At 35.6% G+C, this 19,263-nt stretch carries 16 protein-coding genes and 3 tRNA genes; 9 read left to right on the forward strand and 10 right to left on the reverse strand.

Features of this window, described 5'->3' with window-relative positions:
* Positions 1–49 precede the first annotated feature (49 nt).
* Complete coding sequence (ychF, locus tag AC6IZR_RS00830; protein ID WP_003010773.1) at positions 50–1,165, reverse strand: redox-regulated ATPase YchF; 1,116 nt, start codon at positions 1,163–1,165, stop codon at positions 50–52.
* A gap of 177 nt (positions 1,166–1,342) precedes the next feature.
* On the opposite strand from ychF, the gene AC6IZR_RS00835 reads away from it, so the two are divergent.
* A complete protein-coding gene (locus tag AC6IZR_RS00835; protein ID WP_497848596.1) occupies positions 1,343–1,840 on the forward strand; it encodes a DUF1307 domain-containing protein in 498 nt (165 codons plus the stop codon).
* Positions 1,841–1,875: 35 nt separating this feature from the next.
* On the opposite strand, the gene AC6IZR_RS00840 is transcribed toward AC6IZR_RS00835, so the two are convergent.
* The 5 genes from AC6IZR_RS00840 to htrA all read right to left on the reverse strand — a co-directional run bounded on the left by AC6IZR_RS00840 (position 1,876) and on the right by htrA (position 7,016).
* The gene (locus AC6IZR_RS00840) at positions 1,876–2,067 is read right to left on the reverse strand and encodes a DUF951 domain-containing protein (RefSeq protein WP_003002008.1); all 192 of its coding nucleotides are present in this window, start codon (positions 2,065–2,067) and stop codon (positions 1,876–1,878) included.
* A gap of 12 nt (positions 2,068–2,079) precedes the next feature.
* The gene (gene dnaN, locus AC6IZR_RS00845) at positions 2,080–3,216 is read right to left on the reverse strand and encodes a DNA polymerase III subunit beta (RefSeq protein ID WP_021154169.1); all 1,137 of its coding nucleotides are present in this window, start codon (positions 3,214–3,216) and stop codon (positions 2,080–2,082) included.
* A 159-nt stretch (positions 3,217–3,375) separates the two neighbouring features.
* Entirely contained in the window at positions 3,376–4,734 is a 1,359-nt protein-coding gene (dnaA, locus tag AC6IZR_RS00850) for a chromosomal replication initiator protein DnaA (RefSeq protein WP_031574821.1), read from the reverse strand.
* 267 nt (positions 4,735–5,001) lie between these two features.
* The gene (locus tag AC6IZR_RS00855) at positions 5,002–5,763 is read right to left on the reverse strand and encodes a ParB/RepB/Spo0J family partition protein (protein WP_023920003.1); all 762 of its coding nucleotides are present in this window, start codon (positions 5,761–5,763) and stop codon (positions 5,002–5,004) included.
* A gap of 71 nt (positions 5,764–5,834) precedes the next feature.
* A complete protein-coding gene (htrA, locus tag AC6IZR_RS00860) occupies positions 5,835–7,016 on the reverse strand; it encodes a serine protease HtrA (RefSeq protein WP_497848597.1) in 1,182 nt (393 codons plus the stop codon).
* A gap of 204 nt (positions 7,017–7,220) precedes the next feature.
* Between htrA and rlmH the strand changes: the two genes are divergently transcribed.
* The 6 genes from rlmH (at position 7,221) to AC6IZR_RS00890 (ending at position 10,465) form a co-directional block, all read left to right on the forward strand.
* A complete protein-coding gene (gene rlmH / locus AC6IZR_RS00865; RefSeq protein ID WP_003009233.1) occupies positions 7,221–7,700 on the forward strand; it encodes a 23S rRNA (pseudouridine(1915)-N(3))-methyltransferase RlmH in 480 nt (159 codons plus the stop codon).
* 42 nt (positions 7,701–7,742) lie between these two features.
* Positions 7,743–7,816 (forward strand) — tRNA-Arg (locus AC6IZR_RS00870).
* A 349-nt stretch (positions 7,817–8,165) separates the two neighbouring features.
* Complete coding sequence (locus AC6IZR_RS00875; RefSeq protein ID WP_455165718.1) at positions 8,166–9,506, forward strand: sensor histidine kinase; 1,341 nt, start codon at positions 8,166–8,168, stop codon at positions 9,504–9,506.
* Positions 9,503–10,261: a response regulator transcription factor gene (locus AC6IZR_RS00880; protein WP_129824949.1), complete on the forward strand. Its 759-nt coding sequence runs from the start codon at positions 9,503–9,505 to the stop codon at positions 10,259–10,261. Before AC6IZR_RS00875 ends, AC6IZR_RS00880 begins: the two co-directional genes overlap by 4 nt.
* 50 nt (positions 10,262–10,311) lie before the next feature.
* Positions 10,312–10,383: transfer RNA gene (locus AC6IZR_RS00885), tRNA-Glu, on the forward strand.
* Positions 10,384–10,391: 8 nt separating this feature from the next.
* Positions 10,392–10,465, forward strand: a tRNA-Asn gene (locus AC6IZR_RS00890).
* A 99-nt stretch (positions 10,466–10,564) separates the two neighbouring features.
* On the opposite strand, the gene AC6IZR_RS00895 is transcribed toward AC6IZR_RS00890, so the two are convergent.
* The gene (locus AC6IZR_RS00895) at positions 10,565–13,132 is read right to left on the reverse strand and encodes a YfhO family protein (RefSeq protein ID WP_497848598.1); all 2,568 of its coding nucleotides are present in this window, start codon (positions 13,130–13,132) and stop codon (positions 10,565–10,567) included.
* Positions 13,133–13,181: 49 nt separating this feature from the next.
* On the reverse strand, positions 13,182–14,807 hold the full coding sequence (locus tag AC6IZR_RS00900) for an ATP-binding cassette domain-containing protein (protein WP_497848599.1): 1,626 nt from the start codon (positions 14,805–14,807) through the stop codon (positions 13,182–13,184).
* Between the two features lie 206 nt (positions 14,808–15,013).
* On the opposite strand from AC6IZR_RS00900, the gene trpS reads away from it, so the two are divergent.
* Both trpS and guaB read left to right on the forward strand, forming a co-directional pair.
* Positions 15,014–16,042, forward strand: coding sequence for a tryptophan--tRNA ligase (trpS, locus tag AC6IZR_RS00905; protein ID WP_003002236.1), 1,029 nt, complete (start codon positions 15,014–15,016; stop codon positions 16,040–16,042).
* Between the two features lie 141 nt (positions 16,043–16,183).
* Positions 16,184–17,665: an IMP dehydrogenase gene (guaB, locus tag AC6IZR_RS00910; protein WP_003009220.1), complete on the forward strand. Its 1,482-nt coding sequence runs from the start codon at positions 16,184–16,186 to the stop codon at positions 17,663–17,665.
* Positions 17,666–17,710: 45 nt separating this feature from the next.
* Here guaB and recF read toward each other — a convergent pair whose 3' ends face one another.
* Together recF and yaaA are read right to left on the reverse strand one after the other, a co-directional pair.
* Complete coding sequence (gene recF / locus AC6IZR_RS00915; protein ID WP_497848600.1) at positions 17,711–18,805, reverse strand: DNA replication/repair protein RecF; 1,095 nt, start codon at positions 18,803–18,805, stop codon at positions 17,711–17,713.
* Positions 18,805–19,167, reverse strand: a complete 363-nt coding sequence (gene yaaA / locus AC6IZR_RS00920) for a S4 domain-containing protein YaaA (protein WP_049471768.1) — start codon at positions 19,165–19,167, stop codon at positions 18,805–18,807. Before yaaA ends, recF begins: the two co-directional genes overlap by 1 nt.
* Between the last annotated feature and the right edge of the window lie 96 nt (positions 19,168–19,263).

The raw sequence follows: 19,263 nt of genomic DNA on the forward strand, positions 1-19,263 counted from the left end.
TAAAAGGGTTGGAAATATTTTTTCCAACCTTTACATTTTTTTAACTCTCTTATACATTAAAACGGAATTCCATGATGTCCCCGTCTTGGACAACATATTCTTTTCCTTCTTCGCGCAAGCGTCCTGCTTCTTTTACAGCCTTTTCAGAACCGTATTTAACTAAATCATCATAGGACATGGTCACGGCACGAATAAATCCTTTTTCAAAATCAGAGTGGATGATTCCAGCAGCTTGAGGAGCTTTCATGCCACGTTTGAAGGTCCAAGCACGCACTTCTTTTTCACCAGCTGTGAAATAAGTGCCAAGTCCCAACAAGTGGTAAGCTGCACGCGTGAGTTTATCAACTCCAGACTCTGTTAGGCCAATCGCCTCTAAAAATTCTTGTTTATCTGCATCATCTAGCTCAGAAATTTCTTCCTCAGCACGCGCAGAAATCACCACGACTTCCGCATTCTCTGTTGCCGCAAAGTCACGAATTTGCTTCACATACTCGATAGAATCTGGATCTGCAACAACATCTTCATCCACATTGGCTACATAAAGAACTGGTTTGGTAGTCAAAAGGAAAAGTCCTTTCACCACTTTTTGTTCTTCCTCCGTGAATTCAATGGTACGAGCTGATTTACCATCTTCAAGAACTGGTTTGATTTTTTGTAGAACATTAAATTCTGCAACAGAATCCTTATCTTTTTGTGTACGAGCGATTTTTTCTACACGCGCATAGCGTTTATTGACAGACTCTAAGTCGGCTAAAATTAATTCTAAATTGATGGTATCAATATCTGCTAGTGGATCAACAAAGGCATCTTCACGACCTTGCTCCCGCATGACATTTTCATCATCAAAAGCACGCACTACATGGACAATGGCATCTACTTCACGGATGTTGGCCAAGAATTTATTACCAAGTCCTTCCCCTTTAGAAGCCCCTTTCACAATCCCAGCAATATCTGTAAATTCAAAAGTAGTCGGAACTGTCTTCTTAGGAGTAATCATTTCCGTCAATTTTTGGAGGCGTTCATCTGGAACTTCTACCATCCCGACGTTTGGATCAATGGTTGCAAAGGGATAGTTTGCGGCCTCTGCTCCTGCTTTTGTAATTGCGTTAAATAGGGTTGATTTACCAACGTTTGGTAAGCCAACGATACCTGCTGTTAATGCCATTTTTCTTTTTCTCCGTTCAAATTTCAATCTCTTTCATTATAACATAATTCAAAAGACAAGTGATGAAAAATGAAATATTTCATCACCTTTGAAACTAGATTTTTTCATCAAACTGTAACGTTCTAAAAAGATAAATATGGTATACTCTATTTAACAATGAACAAAGGAGTTTTTCAGATGAAAAAACAAATATGGAAATCTATTTTTCTTTCTTTAATCGCTATCTTTACTCTCTTTCTTCTTGGAGCTTGTGGACAACAATCTGTTCAAAAATCCTATCTTCAGGCAATCAACCAAGAAAAGAAAACAGATGTTCGTATTACACTAGAACATAAAGGTGATAAAGCGATCAGTAACCAAACCACCACTACTATTTATTACAAAGAGGCGGGAGTTACGAAAGATCAATTAAAGAAAATGATCGATAAATATGATGAAGAATACAAAGATGTCAAAGGATTCACACATTCTGCTGAATATAAAGATGATTATATGGTTGAAAAAACAACACTAAATTATGAAAAGGCAGACTTAGATCAGCTAATTGAAAAGAAATTAGTAACGACACAAAAAGATAAAAAAGTCGACTATATCAGCTTCAAATCAACTTTTGATATGATGAAACAGGGTGGTTTCAAAGAAGTTAAAAATGGAAAATTTGAAGAATTAAAATAATCGAAAAGGTTCGGTCACATAAGTGACTGAACCTTTTATAGTACTTTCTTCATTTTCTGTTCAAAATCATGGCGACTCATCATGACCACATGATCACAATTGCTACACTTGATTTTTATGTCTGCACCAAGTCGCGTAATTTCCCAACGATTTGCCTTTTTGCCTGTTTCTTTAATCACACAAGCGTGAGGCTTTTTCATTTCTACAAAATCACCTAACGTATACATGATTCACCTTTGTTAATTTGTGCGAACTGGCGTAATCAATTGAATGAACCCTTGTTCATTTCCTTCTGGAACCAATGTAAACGGTCTAACAGAAGAAATAAAACGAATAACAACTTGTTCACTGTCAATAGCTTTGAGCGCTTCAATCAAATAAGTTGGATTAAAGCTAATAGACAAATCCTCTCCTGAAACAGCGCTCGTATCGATCTCTTCATTTACTCGCCCAACTTCTGGTGAATGAACATGGGAAGAAACCACTCCATTTTTGAACTCTAATTTAACCGTTCCGTTTTGAGTCGCATTTGAAAGAAGACGAGCACGCTCCATTGCAAATCGAAGGTTAGCCACATTGAAGGTTGCTTCTGTATTGAATTCTGTTGGAATGAGACGGTCTGTATCAGGATAATTTCCTTCTAGCAAACGGGTATAAAAACTAATGTGTTCACTTCTAAATAGGATTTGATTGTTAGCAAAGAAAACTTCAACTGTTTCAATATCATCAGAAAAGACAGAGGTGAATTCACGAAGAGAGCGACTTGGGATGACAACATCAAAGTTGTCTCCATTTTTCTCCAGTGTAATCACTTTTTGACTCATACGGTGAGAGTCTGTTGCTACTGTTTTTAGCTCTTTATTATCCGATAGAACAAAGTGAACACCTGTCAAAATTGGCCGACTTTCTTGTACACTTGCTGCAAATGCCGTTTCGTTAATCAATTGTTTTAATAATTTTGTTTCCAAAACTAATGGATTACTTGCAGCAATTTCTTGAATACGTGGATATTGATCTGCATCTTTTCCTTTAAGTGTAATTTCTGATTTACCACTTGTTAAGAGAACTTGTTTTTGTTCAATCTCTTTAAAATCTAAAGTAACATCTGGTAAACTTGAAACCACATTAATAAAGAAAGTTGCTTCTAATAAAATAGAACCTGGAGAAGTCACTAATAAACCAGCATTTTCATCTTTGATAGAAATAAAGTTTTCAATTGAAATTTGGCCATTCGATCCAGATAAGGCAACTCCTTCTGGAGTTACATCTATTTTGATTGTTGAAAGGATTGGGATAGCATTTTTTGAACTGATTGCTCTTTTGGTAGTATTTAGTGCTTGTAAAAATAAAGTTTTGTTAATAGAGAAATTTATCATGGTCATTCCTTTTATTTATTTTATGATTAGTAAGTTAATAGTAATAGTAGGTTGTGTGGAAGTTGTGGAAAACTCTCAGAATCCTGTCTATGACTTGAAAAGTTACTTGTTTAAAAATTGTGCATAACCCCTAGAAGTTTAGAGGAAGTTATCCACAGATTAATTTAACTTTTTCTTGATACTTTGAATTTCGAGTCGTAGATTATCATCTGTGTCGACCATACTTTTAATTTTTTCATAAGCATGAATGACAGTCGTATGGTCTTTTCCACCGAATTCTTTTCCGATTCGAGGAAGTGAGTTGTCCGTCATCTCTCTTGAAAGATACATGGCCACTTGTCGTGCTAGGACAATATTCTGAACTCTTCGAGAACCTTTGATTTCTTTTACACTGACTCCATAAAAGGCTCCAACTGCTTCCTGAATTTTTTCAATGGGGATGACAAGCGTCTTGCTATTATCGTTTTTACGAGCTCGAATAGCTTCAGCTGCAACATCGATCGTAATTTCTTTTAGTTTTTTCACCTTCGCCATTAAAGAAATATCATTTAAGGCACCTTCTAAGTCTCGGACATTTGAATCAAACTGACCAGCTAGATATTCTAGTGTGTCATTAGGAAAAATATAATCTAGATCTTCAATTTTATTTCGTAAGATGGCAATCCGAGTTTCAAAATCAGGTGGTGTTATATTTTGCGTTAGTCCCCATTTGAAACGAGTAACCAGCCGCTCTTCAAGACTATCTAAATGATCCGGACTTCGATCGCTTGTTAGAACAATCTGCTTGTTGTCGCTATGGAGAGCATTAAAGGTATTAAAGAATTCCTCTTGAGTCGTGACTTTTTTCCCACCGAGTGACTGGATATCATCAATCAGTAAGAGATCAAGACTTCGATAGGTATTCTTGAACGTCTTCATTTCTCCTAATCGAAGGTGTTCTAAAAATTCATTAATAAAGGTTTCTGCTGGAACATACTTAACCCGTGCATTTGGAATATTTTCTAGGATTTGATTTCCAATTGCGTTCAATAGGTGAGTCTTTCCAAGCCCTGGTCCACCATAGATAAAGAGAGGGTTGTAAGTTGTTGCAAGATTTTCAGAAACTGCAAGCGCTGCTGCTTTCGCCCAAATATTTCCATCCCCTTGCACAAAATTATCAAAGGTGTACTTTGATTTCAGACCTGTATCAATTTTAGGTAACGGTTCGGTTGTTAAGCTACCTGAAGATAATCTCCTATTCTCACCGCTATGACTACTAGGAATTTCTTCGGTATCTTCAAAAACGAAATGGAACTTCAAATCTGTATTGTAGACTTCAAAGCTGGCTGTGATCAAAGCATTTTTTAGATTTGTTTCCCAAAATAATTCTTTATAATTTCCATCAAGATAAATGGTAGCCGTCTCTCCATCGATTTTGACTAATTTTGAATCGGCGACAAAAAAATCATAGGCACTATCTTTTAGTTGTAATTGGGCTAATTCTAAAAAACGAGACCAAAATTGCTCTTCTTGTGACACTATCAGACTTCCCTCCTTTTCTTGAATTGTATCAAATCATACGTACTCCTATTCTACCACAAACAAAAATAGTTTTCCACAGGCTAAATTTCATGAAATTAAATTATAGTATTAAACTTTTCCACAAGTTGTGGATTTTAATTCACATTGTTTTTAAAAGTTATCCACAAAGTGGGGATAACTAGTGAATATCCTTATTTTTCTGCTATTTACAAAAGATTTTTATGGTGGAAAAGCTTGTCAATACAAAAAATAAAAATAACAGCCTTATTTAAGGCTGTTGATAATTCGTTGGTATTCATCAAGACTGGAAAAAGAAATTTGGATAGTTCCTTTATTTTGAGAAGAGGAGTGTATCGTCACATCTGTTCCTAATATTTTTTTCAATCGCTGTTCCTCTTCCAATAGGAAGCTCTCTTTTGCTTTTTTATTTTTCTGTTTTCTTTTTGAACTGATCTTGTTTTCTAATGTTCGAACATTTAAATGATCCTGTTTGATTCGCTCCAACCAAAAGCGTTGCTCTTCTTCATCAAGAGGAACAAGAACACGCGCGTGAGCCGAAGAAATATCATTTTGAATGACTGCTTCTTGAACAGAGGGAGCTAGATGTAACAAGCGAAGCATATTGCTGATATAGGGTCTAGATTTTCCCATAAATTGAGCGATTTGGTCGTGCTTATAGCCATGATCAACGAGCTTCTGGTAAGAGATAGCTTCTTCAATTGGATTGAGATCTTCTCGTTGAAGATTTTCAATAATGGCTTGTCGCATCATTTCTTGATCTGTTAACTCTTTAATAATCGCAGGAACAAGCTCTAATCCAGCAATTTTTGAAGCTCTAAAACGTCTTTCACCTGCAAGCAATTCAAAACCAATTATTGGAGATTTTCTGACAATAATGGGTTGAATTAAGCCATTTTCTTTGATTGACTGAGCCAGTTCTTCTAATTTTTCTTGATCAAATACTTTTCTTGGTTGGAAAGGATTGGTTCGAATGTCCTTTACCGCTATTTTTTCTAATTTTTCCATCTTATGAATAGAATAACACACCTTTACAAATTCGTAAAGGTGTGTTTACAAGTATGTCAAGAAAGTGAAAGTTAATCGCTCAGATCCTCAGTTGATTTTGTCAACTTGATAGAAGTTGTTTGTTGTTTTCCATCACGATAGAATGTGACCTTGATCGTATCATTGATTTGGTGAGAATAGAGGGCAGATTGTAAATCTGCAGTTGACTCGATATCTGTATCATCGATCTTTGTGATGACATCATAGCGTTGCAATTTATCTGAAGCAGGCATATTTTCAAGTGTTGAACGAACCAATACTCCTCCAGAGATTTTTTCAGGAAGTTTTAATTGGCTTAAATCAGAAGTTGAAAGGTTGGATAAATCCATCATTTGGATTCCAAGAGCTGGTCGAACTACTTTTCCTTTTTCTTCTAGTTGCTTGATAATATTGACAACATCATTTGCAGGAATTGCAAATCCCATTCCTTCTACTGAAGTTTGTCCGTTATTTGAAATTTTACTTGAGGTAATCCCGATGACTTGTCCTTGAATATTGATTAATGGACCTCCAGAGTTCCCTGGGTTGATGGCTGCGTCTGTTTGTAGGGCGCGTGTAGAGATATTTTGTCCATTATCAGCTTTCAAATTCACATTGCGACCTTGGCTAGAAATGATCCCTTGAGTAACAGAATTCGCATAATCAGTTCCAAGAGGGCTACCGATCGCAATCGCAGTCTCACCGACTGTTAATTGGTTTGAATCTCCGAATTCAGCTACTGACTTTGCTTTATCCGCACTAATGCGAACGACTGCAATATCAGAATAGACATCTGATCCAACTACTTCTCCAGGGACTTTATTACCATCTGCTAAAAGAATATCTACTTTTTTAGCACCATTAATCACATGGGTGTTGGTAACAAGGTAGGCATATTTTCCTTCTTTTTTATAAATGACCCCAGAACCTTCACTAGAAATTTGTGAGTCAGAGTTTTCTTCTTTTTCAAACATTCCTTGATTCGAAGAATCAGAATAAGTAATCACAGAAACTACAGCATTTTTCACCTTGTCTACGGCCTCACTAGTTGAGGTTGTATTTTTATAAGCTGTTTTAACAGTGGTTGAGTGTACTTGCTTACTTTCAGTATTTGAAGTAGAAGAATGAGAGGTTTGTATGGTTAAAAAGGTTCCAAGAATCCCACCTAGAAAACCTACAACGAAAATAAGGGTTATGTTTCCAAGTTTTTTCAGTAAATTAGATGAAGATTTCATATTTTCCTCCTAAGGATATCAAATTGTCTAAAGTATAGAAAAACTTTCTTAATTATATCTTAAATAACTAAAGTTATCCACAAATTGTGGATAAGTTGTAGAATTTAGTTGAGAAATGGCTTTAAAAAGGACTTTATAGAATAGATTTCCTTTCTATAGCTGTGGATTATTTGTGGAATTGAAGAATTATGCTACAATAGGGGAATGAAAATTAAATTGATAACCGTTGGAAAATTAAAAGAAAAATACTTAAAAGATGGGATCGCGGAGTATATTAAAAGGCTTGGTCGATTTGCAAAAGTAGAACAGGTTGAGTTAGTTGATGAAAAAACTCCAGATCGTGCCAGTCAACTCGAAAATCAACAAATCCTTGAAAAAGAGGGGGAACGAATTCTCTCTAAGATTTCAGATAAGGAATATGTGATTGTATTAGCCATCGAAGGAAAACAATTTCCTTCAGAGAAATTTAGTCAAACGATTGACCAGATTATGACATCTGGTTATTCAAACCTTACTTTTGTTATTGGAGGCAGTCTTGGTCTGTCTCCTGAAGTGAAAAAAAGAGGAAATCTATTGATGAGCTTTGGTCAATTAACTCTTCCTCATCAGTTGATGAAATTAGTGTTGGTGGAACAAATCTATCGTGCTTTCATGATTCAACAGGGGAGTCCTTACCATAAATAACCTTGACGCTCCTTCCTTTTTCTGCTAAAATGAAGTAAGTTCGGTCTCATAGCTCAGCTGGATAGAGCATTCGCCTTCTAAGCGAACGGTCGCAGGTTCGAATCCTGCTGGGATCAAATGAAAGATGTAGCTTTTGCTGCATCTTTTCTTTTATGTAAAAATGTATAAATTTTCATTATCTATTAATTTTTGTATACTTCACTATAGACAAATAGTAATGAAATGATTTATTAGGCATATTTTAAAAAAGAACCAATAATCCCTATATAGTGCAAAGTGTAGATTATATAAATTGTGTAAAATAGTTTTCATTCATGTAACAAAAACATTAAAAACATTACAATTTTACCTATTCCCTTTAATTTTAGGCTATTTTATATTATAATTTTTTGTATATAAAATTTTATTTTTTTATAATAATACTAAAGTATAATAAAATAGAAAAAACAAAGTGGGAGAGTTTGTGTGATTCAGTCATTAATCTTGTCTTTTCTCTTGGGAGGGATCATTGTTCTGACGTTTGCATTAGTGGACGAAAAAATCTATCAGGAACATCAATTTGCATTTATCTTTCTGCTGAGCACCTTTGTTCTTCTTTTTGAAAGTCTCTTAGTATTTTTAGATGTGACTTTATTTTCAAATATTCGACTCTCTGATTTAAATATGCTCTTATGGCCGGTTTATTTATATCCTTATTATCATTATGCCAATCGGACGAATCGCTTGTGCGCCATTTTTTATTCTTTTTTTACTTATTTAGCGGTTGAAGGAACAGCAACTTTTCTGACGATAATTGTCTCTTCAGTGTTGGGAGATGCTTTAGTAGCAGCTTACTCGATTGTCTACAATATGTGTATTCGTTTGCTTTCTTTAGGAATCATTTTGAAGTTAATTGACTTATTTGAATTTGATTTCACTCCTTTTTATGAGAAAGAATTTGAAAAATATTTAAAGAGACTCATCTGTGTCTATTTTGCTATATTTGTAGTGATTAATTTTGCTTTATGGATTAGTGAACAAGCGCAATTTAAAAATTTTGGGAGTATGTTGGCAACGATTTGTTTTTTCTCTTTTGTAGTCAGCTTATTCCATATGAAAATCGAGCGAGATCAGTATCGTAAAAATTTAGAACTGGAGTATAAAGAATTTTCTGAGCAACAAATGAGTCGGTATATGGCTGAAATTCAAAGTCTCTATTCTATTGTTAGGGGATTTCGTCACGATTTGGGAAATTTAGTTATTTCTATGTCATTAGCCATTGAGGAAGAAAATATTCCAGAAATACAGAGAATCCATAGAGAAGTATTGGAAAAAGGTTATAAAGAGATCAATACAGAAGCGTTATCAGGATTCAACTTGGTCAATATCAAAGATTCTGCTTTACGAAGTATTTTGATTCGAGGTTGGTTGGATGCAAGAGATGCTGGGGTGGAAATGACCTTTGAAACGAGTGAACCAATCGAGCAACTACCAGTTGATTTATTAGATATCGTGAGAATCGTTGGGATTCTGGTGACAAACGCTTTGGAAGCTTCAAAAGAAGCAGAAGAAAAGAAAGTTCATATTGCTATTTTCTCTATTTCAAAAATTGTTTACTTAGTGATTCATAATACAACAAATGAAATCACTTTTGATATTAGAAAAATATATGAAGAAGGCTATTCGACAAAAGGAGAAAATAGAGGACTAGGATTAAATAATGTGAGAAAAATCTTAGCAAATTATGGAACGATGTTTTTAGAAACGGAATTGCAAGGCAATCGTTTTTTACAAGTTTTGAAGATTGGAGGATACGAACAAGAATGAAGATTTTTTTATTAGAAGATGAGCTCTCTCAACAGATACGGGTAGAAAAACATATTGCAGAAATTGCTAAGGAATTAGAAATTAAACTTGAAGTGATTTCCACCGGTAAAATTACGGAATTTGAAAATTATATCCAGCATTCAGATATCCACCAATTATATTTTCTAGATATTCATATCCAAGACAATGAGTATTGTGGGCTGGAAATTGCTCAAAAAATACGAGAAGCAAATCCTTATGCCATTATTGTTTTTATTACTACAAAATCAGAATTCGCTTCGATTACCTATCGTTATAAAGTATCTGCCTTAGATTTTATTGATAAAAATTTGAATGAAGATTTATTTAGATTAAAAATTAAGGAGTGTATTGAGTACCTAACGACTATTCAAATTGGAAATGATGATTTGACAGATTATTTTGAATATGACTTTAAGGATAAAAAGATAAAAATTCCATTTAAGGATATTCTTTATATTGAAACTGTTGGTTCGGCTTATAAATTAAACTTAGTTGGGAAAAATTTTCAAAAAGAAATTGCGGGAAGTTTATCAGATGTCTTGGAGAAAGATGTGGAGGAGAGATATTTCAGTCCCCATCAATCTTTTATCGTGAATAGAAGTATGATCATTGGAATGGATAAGAAAAAGAAACAGCTACTGTTGAAAGAAGGCTATTCTTGTCCAATCTCAAGAAGCAATATCAAACGTGCCAAAAAATTAATTGAAGAGCAAAATTTAGAATTTAGTGCTTGACAATTAGTTAAATTTTGATATAATGGGATATGTTCTGTTAATGAATATATGGTCCGTTGGTCAAGGGGTTAAGACACCGCCTTTTCACGGCGGTAACACGGGTTCGAATCCCGTACGGACTATATCTCATTCCGCCATAGCTCAGTTGGTAGTAGCGCATGACTGTTAATCATGATGTCGTAGGTTCGAGTCCTACTGGCGGAGCTAGTATAGCACCCATTTGGGTGTTTTTTTTGTTTTGAAAAAGGCTAGGATAATTACTATCCTAGCCTTTTATTTATAAGTGAACGATGGTTAGATTCCTTAACTTTTTCGTCTTTTTATTTGTCTCCATTCGTAGATGAAGAAGAGAATGATTCCAACGAAAAAGGCAATGAGTCCTTCAATGAAGCCTTGGGGAACAAATGTTAAGGTGACTGTTCCGGATCCTTTTGAAACACGAACTCCCATCAATCCTTTCTGGATGCGATGAATTTGGATAGGTTTTCCATTTTGTTTAGCTGACCAGCCTTTATCATAAGGGAGTGTAAAAATAAGGGTAGTGTCTCTATTTGCGTTATAGGCTGCTACCAATTTGTTTTTCTTTTTGTGAATAGCAACTTCTTGCTGACGAATACTAGCGATAGCTTGTGTGTATTGGTCGAGATCTAGAGCAAAAAATTCTGGTGTATCAAAGGAGACTGTCGAATTTTCTGGAAAACTCATACGAATAGTAACTGTTTCCTCTGTGTCAAAATGGCCAATCGAAAAGAATGGAAAGGCATTATCAATGGTATAGCGTTGGGTCTGTCCATTGTAGCTGATTTCAATATCTTTCCGATCATCGTTTGAAAATTGTAAATTTGGAACATTGACATATAGTTGGCTATGGGCAGGAACCGTTACTTCATATTGAATACTTGCGTAGGATAGATGACTATCTTCTTCAATTTTTGCAGTTTGCAACGAAGATGTAGTATTTTGTGAAGTAGGCGAGAGAATATTTAATTTCTTATAAAATTTATATTTTTCATCCGTGATTTGATGGATGAATCGTGTCTGATTATCCAGTGTCAAATTCGTAAAGGAAGTATTTTTATAAGGTTTTGCTGACAGAAAGGCGATTGGTAAGGCATATTCGTTTTCTGAAAGTGAGACTCCATTTTTGGTTGCAATCTCTTTAAATCCAAATTTTTGAACAGGTTGTTGGCTTAAATTATAGCGAACACCAAATAGACTATCCATTAAAATAGAATTATTTTGGTATCGAAGATTGAGGTTAGTTCCTTCAGATTTAAATCCTAGTTTGTCCAATGTCGAGCTAGCATCCGTATTTCGTACAGATGAAAATTGAGAAATTCCATTATAACCATACTTCATGCTATCATTGCCCGTTTGTGGCTGTAAAATCTCAGTCCGATAATTAGAGTCTGTCTTCTCTCTTACTAAGGATTGGATGGCTTTTAAGTCGCGTTCGTAGGATGACCGAGAAGCAAAGACCCATTCATTCGCAATTCCTTCCATTTGATAATAACTATTCACCGATAATTCAAAAATGGAGAAAAACAGGATCGAAAGATAGAAAAGTCTAGGCGGTATCTTTTTTAGGATAAATCCTAAACAGACCAAATAGAAAGCAATTAAAAATTCAAAAGTAACAATGAAATTGACTGCATCTAAAAATTTATAGTGACTGCTGTAAAGGACAGTTGCTCCAAATCCTAGAATAAGGAGGAAATTAGCAAGACTAAAACGAATCCAAGTGATCTCCTCTATTCGATTTAGTACTTCTCCTGCCATCAGAATAATCGTCAAAGAAAAGATCCAAGAGTATCGATGAAGAAACATATTTGGCGCGTGCATACCTTGCCAAAGGAGATCTAATAATTGAAAACGAAAACTCAAAATAAGAATGGTCAAGAATATAAAGTAAGAAAGTTTCACGTGAAACTTGATCGACTTTACAAAGAAAAAGGTGATCGCTAATAGAAGTGGAAATAATCCCACGTAGATCATTGGAATTGATCCATATTTAGTAGTGTCAAAACTTCCAATGAAATTTTTTGCAAATACGTCAAGATACCAACTTTTTTCTGTAAAGATACTGTCAACCTTTGAAAAACTTTCTCCATGAGTGCGTAAATCTAAGAAGGTTGGATATAACATCACAAGGCTTGTTATAACTGATAAAAGAGATACAATCACAAAATGAAAGAAGCGTTTTCCAATTCCTTTGATGTCCCATGACAGTTGTGTCAAGTACCATAAAATAAGAAAAATAGACATCATAAACCCAAAATAATAATTTTGGATAAACAAGCTGGTTAAGCTGATAAAGTAGAGAATCTCTCCCTCATTGTAAATGAGTTTTTTGAATCCATAAAGAATTAATGGTGCTAGGATAAAAACATCTAGCCAAGTTTTGATTTCAATTTGGCTGATAGCAAAGCTCATAAGAGCAAATGATGTTGAAAGAGTAAGAACCAGGGATCTAGGAATTTTAGAAAACATTCCATGCAAACTAATATAAGTGCTTAATCCAATAGCTCCAAATTTAAGAAGAGTGATGAGATAAACAGCATCTGGCATGGATTGTGCATTAAAGAAGTAGACAAGAGGAGAAAAGAAACTTCCTAGATAATAGCTACTGAGTGCATAGAAATTAATGCCTAATCCACTTTGAAAACTGTAAAATAGGCTATCTGTCCCATGTAAAATATTTCGAAGTGTGGTATCAAAAATGACATACTGATGATAACCATCTCCTAATAAGGGGGATGTATCACTGTTCCAGTAGATTCCTTGTAAGAGGTAAATAAAGAACATCATGATAGCTGGAATCAGGAAAGAAGATACTATAAAAAGGGATGTTTTTAGCTTTGTTTTATTCATATATTTCTACTGAAAGAGCCTGAAATAATGATTTCAGGGCTCTTTATTTTTATGATTGGCTCCAAAGTTCTTTCACTTTTGCTTGAACTTCTTCATTTTCAAGAAACTCATCATAGGTTTCATCAATACGATCGATTACGCCGTTTTTTGAAAGAACGATAATATGGTTGGCGAGTGTTTGAATGAATTCGTGGTCATGGCTGGCAAAGATAATCGATTCTTTAAAATTCTTCAATCCATCATTCAAACTTGAGATAGACTCCAAATCCAAGTGATTGGTTGGATCATCCAGTACAAGAACATTTGACTTGAGGAGCATCAATTTAGACAACATGACACGAACTTTTTCTCCCCCTGACAAGACGTTGACAGACTTGTTAACTTCGTCACCCGAAAAGAGCATACGTCCTAAGAAACCACGAAGGAAAGTATTGTCATCTTCTTCTTTACTTGCAAATTGACGAAGCCAATCAAGAATACTTTCACCACCTGCAAAATCCCGACTGTTGTCTTTTGGTAGATAAGATCGACTAGTTGTAACCCCCCATTTGACAGTTCCTTCATATTCAATATCATCCATCAATGCACGGATCAAAGCGGTTGTTTGAATATCGTTCTGTCCGATAAGGGCAGTTTTGTCACCAGGCCGTAAGATAAAGCTGATATTGTCAAGGATGGTTTCTCCATCAATCTTGACAGAAAGATTTTCAACTGTCAAGAGATCGTTACCAATTTCTCGTTCTGCCTTAAAGTTGATGAATGGGTACTTCCGACTAGATGGAACAATTTCTTCAAGTTCAATCTTGTCAAGCATTTTTTTACGCGAAGTTGCTTGTTTTGATTTTGAAGCGTTGGCTGAGAAACGTGCGACAAACTCTTGTAATTGTTTAATTTTATCTTCAGCTTTTGCATTTCTATCTGCTTGTAATTTTGCTGCAAGTTCAGAAGATTCTTTCCAGAAATCATAGTTCCCGACGTAAAGTTTGATTTTTCCAAAGTCTAGATCCGCCATATGGGTGCAGACTTTATTCAAAAAGTGGCGGTCATGGGACACAACGATAACCGTATTTTCAAAATCAATCAGAAAATCTTCTAACCAGGTAATGGATTGAATATCCAATCCATTGGTCGGCTCGTCCAAAAGAAGGACATCTGGTTTACCAAAAAGGGCTTTAGCTAAGAGAACTTTCACTTTATCCCCATTGGCTAACTCGCTCATAGTTTGATAATGAAGGTCTTCTGAAATATTTAGATGTTGAAGCAATTGAGATGCTTCACTTTCTGCTTCCCATCCACCAAGTTCGGCAAATTCACCTTCAAGTTCAGCTGCACGGACACCATCTTCATCAGAGAAATCTTCTTTCATGTAGATAGCATCTTTTTCTTTCATAATGTTGTAGAGCTTTTCATTTCCCATAATGACAACATCGATGACCCGCTCGTCTTCGTAGTCAAAGTGATTTTGACGCAAAACAGACAAACGTTCATCAGGGCCAAGAGAAATATGACCGGTTGTTGGTTCAATATCTCCAGCTAAAATTTTTAAAAAGGTTGACTTTCCAGCACCGTTGGCACCGATGAGACCGTATGTATTTCCTTCTGTAAAGTTGATATTGACATCGTCAAACAATTTTCGATCACTAAAACGTAGTGAGACGTCTGATACTGTAAGCAATGATATTCTCCTCTTTCTATAATGTCTTCATTTTACTAGAAAATAGGGGAAAATTCAACTTTTTTACTGTCAATTTGTTTTTTACAACTATGTAAACTAAATTGACAGTTTAGTAAAGTGTTAATTCCTTACAAACATAGAGGATAGACTAACATTTTCAACTAGAAAGTGCTATAATGATAGGGATAACGATTAAGGAGAAGAGTATGACAAAACCCATCATTCTGACAGGAGATAGACCGACAGGAAAACTCCATATTGGCCACTATGTCGGTTCTTTAAAAAATCGCGTCTTGTTGCAAAATAAAGACGAGTATAATATGTTTGTTTTCCTAGCAGACCAGCAAGCTTTGACAGACCATGCAAAAGATCCAAAAACGATTGTAGAATCTATTGGTAATGTTGCCTTAGATTATCTGGCAGCTGGACTAGATCCTGAAAAAGTTACGATTTTCATTCAAAGTCAGATTCCTGAATTAGCGGAATTGACCATGTATTACATGAATCTTGTATCTTTGGCGCGACTTGAAAGAAACCCAACTGTAAAAACCGAGATTTCTCAAAAAGGTTTTGGTGAGAGTATTCCAACAGGATTTTTGGTATACCCCATTTCACAAGCAGCCGATATCACAGCATTTAAAGCGAATTTTGTTCCAGTAGGAAATGATCAAAAGCCAATGATTGAGCAAACTCGTGAGATTGTTCGTTCCTTTAATCATGCTTATAATACAGATACTTTGGTGGAACCGGAAGGAATTTATCCTGAAAATGAAGCAGCTGGTCGCTTACCTGGTTTAGATGGAAATGCTAAAATGTCTAAATCGTTGAATAATGGCATTTACCTAGCTGATGATGCAGATACTTTAAAGAAAAAAGTGATGAGTATGTATACTGATCCTGATCATATTAAAGTAGAGGATCCAGGAAAAATCGAAGGCAATATGGTATTTCATTACCTGGATGTATTTGGCCGTCCAGAAGATGCAGCTGAAATTGCAGAAATGAAAGAACATTATCAACGTGGTGGACTTGGTGATGTAAAGACCAAACGATATCTTTTAGAAATTTTAGATCGTGAATTAAGACCAATTCGTGAAAGACGCCTTGAGTTTGCAAAGGATATGGGTGAAGTCTACTCTATTCTTGAAAAAGGAAGTGAGCGTGCTCGAAATGTAGCAGCTCAAACATTGGATGAAGTCAAATCTGCGATGGGAATTACCTATTTTAAAAAATAAAACGACTTCATTAATAGCGAACATTTTTTACCGTTCATTGATAGTTACTAATAAATGATTGACAAATTGCCATAGAATGGTATGATATTAACAATAAAAATTCGAGCCTTGCTCAAATAAAAAGAAAAGAGGATCCAGCTAATGTCTAATTGGGACACAAAGTTTTTAAAAAAAGGGTTTACATTCGATGACGTGCTTTTGATTCCAGCAGAAAGTCACGTATTGCCTAATGATGCAGATTTAAGTACACAATTAGCAAGTAATTTACGCTTGAATATCCCAATCATTACTGCTGCTATGGACACAGTGACTGAAAGTCAAATGGCAATTGCTATGGCACGTGCTGGTGGACTTGGTGTGATCCATAAAAATATGTCAATTGAGCAACAGGCAGATGAAGTACGCAAAGTAAAACGCTCTGAAAATGGGGTTATCATTGATCCATTCTATTTGACTCCGTCTCATACAATTGCAGAAGCAGATGAGTTGATGGGACGATACCGAATTAGTGGTGTTCCTGTTGTTGAAACACTTGAAAATCGTAAATTAGTTGGTATCCTTACAAACCGGGATTTGCGTTTTATTTCTGATTACAATCAACCCATTTCAAATCATATGACAAGTGAAAATTTGGTGACTGCACCGGTTGGAACTGATTTGGAAACAGCTGAACGCATTCTACAAGAGCACCGTATTGAAAAATTACCATTAGTAGATGAAAATGGTCGTCTTTCTGGCTTGATTACCATTAAAGATATTGAAAAAGTTATTGAGTTCCCAAATGCGGCTAAGGATGAATTTGGTCGTTTGCTTGTAGCAGGTGCCGTAGGGGTTACTTCAGATACTTTTGAACGTGCAGAAGCTCTTTTTGAAGCTGGTGCAGACGCAATTGTCATCGATACTGCTCATGGACATTCTGCGGGTGTTCTTCGTAAGATCGCAGAAATTCGTGCTCACTTCCCAGATCGTACCTTGATTGCAGGAAATATTGCAACCGCTGAAGGTGCTCGTGCATTATTTGATGCAGGGGTAGACGTAGTTAAGGTCGGAATTGGTCCAGGTTCAATCTGTACAACTCGTGTTGTTGCAGGGGTTGGTGTTCCTCAAGTGACTGCCATTTATGATGCAGCCGCTGTAGCTCGTGAATATGGAAAAACGATCATTGCTGATGGTGGTATCAAGTATTCAGGAGATATTGTCAAAGCACTCGCAGCTGGTGGAAATGCAGTAATGCTTGGTTCAATGCTTGCAGGTACAGATGAAGCACCAGGTGAAACAGAAATCTTCCAAGGTCGTAAATTTAAAACATACCGTGGTATGGGATCTATTGCAGCAATGAAGAAAGGTTCTAGTGACCGTTACTTCCAAGGATCTGTCAATGAAGCCAATAAATTGGTCCCTGAAGGAATTGAAGGACGCGTTGCTTATAAAGGTTCTGTAGCAGATATGGTCTTCCAAATGATCGGTGGTATTCGTTCAGGTATGGGTTATGTTGGTGCAGCAACCATTCAAGATTTACATGATCATGCACAATTTGTCGAAATGAGTGGTGCAGGATTGAAAGAAAGCCATCCTCATGATGTGCAAATCACAAACGAGGCTCCTAACTACTCAGCACAATAAATTTACACATTTGTAAATAAAAACAACAGCATCTTGACAGTATTGTCAAGATGCTGTTTTGATATGACCAGCTTGAACAGTGAAAATTTTCAACTCTTCAGGCAGTTCTTTTAAATGATCGAGAGTGGTCGTTGTAATAAATGTCTGAATATTATTAGAGATGGTTTCAAGTAATTGAAGTTGACGATAATTGTCAAGCTCACTCATGACATCGTCAAGTAATAAAATCGGCTTTTCTCTTGTGATTTCTTCCATCAATTCGATTTCTGCTAATTTTAGAGAGAGAACAACACTTCGATGCTGGCCTTGACTACCAAAGGTAGCATTCATATTATTGATAAAAAATGCCAAATCATCCCTGTGTGGTCCAATACTTGTTGTTTTTCTAAAAATATCCTTCTGACGGTTTTTTTCCAGCATAGAGAGAAATTGCTCTTCTATATCATTTCCATCTTCAGAAAAAACAGTTGACTGATATTGAATCGATAGGTCTTCTTTGTTGTCAGAAAGTCGAGTGTGTTTTTCTTTTGCTTTAGCTTCTAATTTATTAATAAACTCAAGCCGATGATGGATGACGCGACTTCCAAAACTAGCTAGTTGTGAATCTAAGACCTCCAAAAATGTAGCATCAATTTTTTCCGAATTTTTTAGATAACTGTTTCTTTGTTTCAGTACATGGTTGTATTGAGATAAGTCGGATAAATAGAGAGGTTTCATCTGACCTAATTCAATGTCAATAAACTTTCGACGCCCTGCAGGTGATCCTTTGATCAGTTGCAAATCTTCGGGTGCAAAAAGGACAACATTCATATGGCCAATATAGTTCGATAACTTGGCTTGTTTCAAATGATTCACCTTAGTTATCCGACCTTTTGTTGTCAAGGAAATTTCTAATGGAAGGGGACCAGTTTCTCTTTGTAATTGACCAGAAACTTTAAAATCGGTGGATTCAAAATAGATGAGATCTCTATCATTTCGTGTTCGATGACTTCTGGTTAAAGCTAGAAAATAAATTGATTCGAGAATATTGGTCTTTCCTTGAGCATTTTGACCTAGGAAAATATTTAATCCAGGATGAAACTCGACTTCAAGTTCTTGATAATTACGAAAATGTTGAATGGATAACTGTTTTAACCACATTACGAGATACCAGGAAAGCGAATTGCTTTTTCTTTTTTGTTAGTCTTTGTCGGTAGTTTCTTTTGTTGTTGATTGAGTTGCTTGACAAGTTTAGCAACACGTTCCTTTTCTTCCTTTTCTTTAAGATGCTCTTCTATTTCTTCTTGAGAAGGTTCAAGAATGGTGATAGTCATGTTCAGTTCAGGAATGTCAATTTGATCATTGACACGAAGTTTACGGCCTCTCCGTTGTTCTAATTCACCATTAACAAAGACTTCTTTTTCTTGAAGAAAGGCTTTGATTGCACCACCACTCTGTATAATACCGAGTTCTTTTAAGATTGCTTGTAATGTAATAAAGTCATCAAATAATTTGTAATTCATAGTTCACCTCTTTGCGTGTTATTATACCATATTTTTAGTTTTTCTAGGGTAGAGAATGTTGAGTGATTTGAGGAGATTTTTCACAGTTTGAATTAG

It is taken from the genome of Streptococcus mobilis (assembly GCF_059727625.1).

Bases quoted from the DNA above. Each gene is read 5' to 3' on its own strand.
- ychF (WP_003010773.1), bottom strand. From the start codon at position 1,165: ATGGCATTAACAGCAGGTATCGTTGGCTTACCAAACGTTGGTAAATCA.
- AC6IZR_RS00835 (WP_497848596.1), top strand. From the start codon at position 1,343: ATGAAAAAACAAATATGGAAATCTATTTTTCTTTCTTTAATCGCTATC.
- AC6IZR_RS00840 (WP_003002008.1), bottom strand. From the start codon at position 2,067: ATGTATACGTTAGGTGATTTTGTAGAAATGAAAAAGCCTCACGCTTGT.
- dnaN (WP_021154169.1), bottom strand. From the start codon at position 3,216: ATGATAAATTTCTCTATTAACAAAACTTTATTTTTACAAGCACTAAAT.
- AC6IZR_RS00855 (WP_023920003.1), bottom strand. From the start codon at position 5,763: ATGGAAAAATTAGAAAAAATAGCGGTAAAGGACATTCGAACCAATCCT.
- htrA (WP_497848597.1), bottom strand. From the start codon at position 7,016: ATGAAATCTTCATCTAATTTACTGAAAAAACTTGGAAACATAACCCTT.
- rlmH (WP_003009233.1), top strand. From the start codon at position 7,221: ATGAAAATTAAATTGATAACCGTTGGAAAATTAAAAGAAAAATACTTA.
- AC6IZR_RS00880 (WP_129824949.1), top strand. From the start codon at position 9,503: ATGAAGATTTTTTTATTAGAAGATGAGCTCTCTCAACAGATACGGGTA.
- AC6IZR_RS00895 (WP_497848598.1), bottom strand. From the start codon at position 13,132: ATGAATAAAACAAAGCTAAAAACATCCCTTTTTATAGTATCTTCTTTC.
- trpS (WP_003002236.1), top strand. From the start codon at position 15,014: ATGACAAAACCCATCATTCTGACAGGAGATAGACCGACAGGAAAACTC.
- guaB (WP_003009220.1), top strand. From the start codon at position 16,184: ATGTCTAATTGGGACACAAAGTTTTTAAAAAAAGGGTTTACATTCGAT.
- recF (WP_497848600.1), bottom strand. From the start codon at position 18,805: ATGTGGTTAAAACAGTTATCCATTCAACATTTTCGTAATTATCAAGAA.
- yaaA (WP_049471768.1), bottom strand. From the start codon at position 19,167: ATGAATTACAAATTATTTGATGACTTTATTACATTACAAGCAATCTTA.